This window comes from Thermogutta sp. (assembly GCF_039793925.1).
Classification (GTDB): Bacteria; Planctomycetota; Planctomycetia; order Pirellulales; family Thermoguttaceae; genus Thermogutta.
This window is the reverse complement of sequence record NZ_JBAMME010000074.1, coordinates 1-1,489: the sequence shown is the minus strand read 5'-3', so window position 1 is coordinate 1,489 and position 1,489 is coordinate 1. Positions and strand designations below refer to the sequence as shown.

Genomic DNA, 1,489 nt, shown 5'->3' with positions numbered 1-1,489 from the left:
GCGTCTCAGGTGTTTGACTCGCTCCTCAGGTGTGTTGCCAATGACTCGAGTCTTCACCGCTTTGCCCTCTTCCCTGGCAACGAAAGCCTCCCATTGCACGGAAGCAACGCTGTTGGCGATTTTTGTTGCACAGGCAAAAAGCCAGGGGAGGTTGCGGTAATTGCGGATGACTTCGTAGGTTCCCCGCCTTGGAGGAATGGAACCAGAAGGGAAAAGGTGGAGAAAAAAGCGCTCAGCGTTCTGCTTCGCTTTCTTGCGGAAAATGTTTACCATAGCTCAATCCTCACGTCCTTGTCAGTAGAAGCGATGGCGTAGCGGAGGGCATCAACGGCATGGTCGTACTCCTTCACGGGTTCGTCCTTCAGCTGCTCGTTCTGCTCCTTCCATCGGTAGTTCTCGATTTCATCGAGCAGGTTGTAAAGGCCACGGAAAACAAAAAGCCGCCTCGACCTGAGGCGGCTTATGACGGACTCAATCCCTGGCTTCACAGCGTTCTCGGCAGGCATGGCAGGGACGCCAGCCCTCCTCAGCTCCTCGATGGCTTCGGGACTGGAGGGGTCACAGTAAGCGGCGTCGACTGCCTCTGCTTCGGCGACCTCTCGAGCAATCTCGCCAGGCAGCCTATTGCGCTGGTAATATTCTCGGTAGGCATAGGCCACATCGTCGTTACTGAAGGCAAGCCAGACGACAGCGGTCGGATTGTTGTAGCCGAGATCTATACCAGCAACTCTTCGCCAGTCTTTTGGAATCTCGAAAGGTTCCACAATGTGTTCGGCAGGGTCAAAGTCCTGGTAGACGAGCCCCTGAGGGCGAGTGAACTGCCCCAGGTAGAACATCTTGAACTTCCACCCAGGGAGCGTCTGCCTTGCCCGCTCGAACTCCTCTCGAGGATAGGCAGGATTGAGGACACTCGGAAACTGGACGACCTCATAGTCCTTGTCGCCAGCTTTCCAGCGGTCATAGACCTCAACCTTCAGCCAGCCAAGGTTGTATGGCGTGGTCGTCCCGAGGACTCTTCCCTTATGGAAGCCGACACGCCGAAGCGCAACGTCCCAGGCCTCACGGCGCATCTGCCCAGCCTCGTCCATCCATACGGCGCGGCAGTGTGCACCTTCGAGGGTCAGCGGCCGGTCTGCGCTCCCAAAAAAAATCCTGCCACCCGTCGGCAGGTAGCAGGTCCGCTCGATTGCCTTGTAGAGCGCTCCAGGATAGAAAGTGTCAACGAGCTTCTTCAGCTCTGGATAGACAACCCGCTGGAGGATTCCATAGGTCGGAGCAATGACCAGGAAGCTCCCCTCAGGGTGCCGCTCGATTTCTCTATGCAGCCAGAGCGGGCCGAAGTAGGTCTTGCCACCGCCAGTCCCTGCAATGATGAAGACGAAGCGGGCGTCACTCCTCCACGCCCTCGCCTGTCCACTGTGCAGCTTCCTCTGGATTTTCATCTGCAGGCAAGACCACCTCTAAGATTGGAGCAGGAGTGAATTCCTGA

2 protein-coding genes are annotated in these 1,489 nt (G+C 57.0%); both read right to left on the bottom strand.

The features are described 5' to 3' along the window. The coding region (locus ABJK56_RS02395) for a hypothetical protein (protein ID WP_347243068.1) at positions 1–273 on the bottom strand (273 nt) is incomplete at its 3' end. Beyond that, a complete protein-coding gene (locus ABJK56_RS02390; RefSeq protein WP_347243067.1) occupies positions 267–1,442 on the bottom strand; it encodes a terminase family protein in 1,176 nt (391 codons plus the stop codon). The genes ABJK56_RS02395 and ABJK56_RS02390, both read right to left, overlap by 7 nt. Positions 1,443–1,489 lie beyond the last annotated feature (47 nt).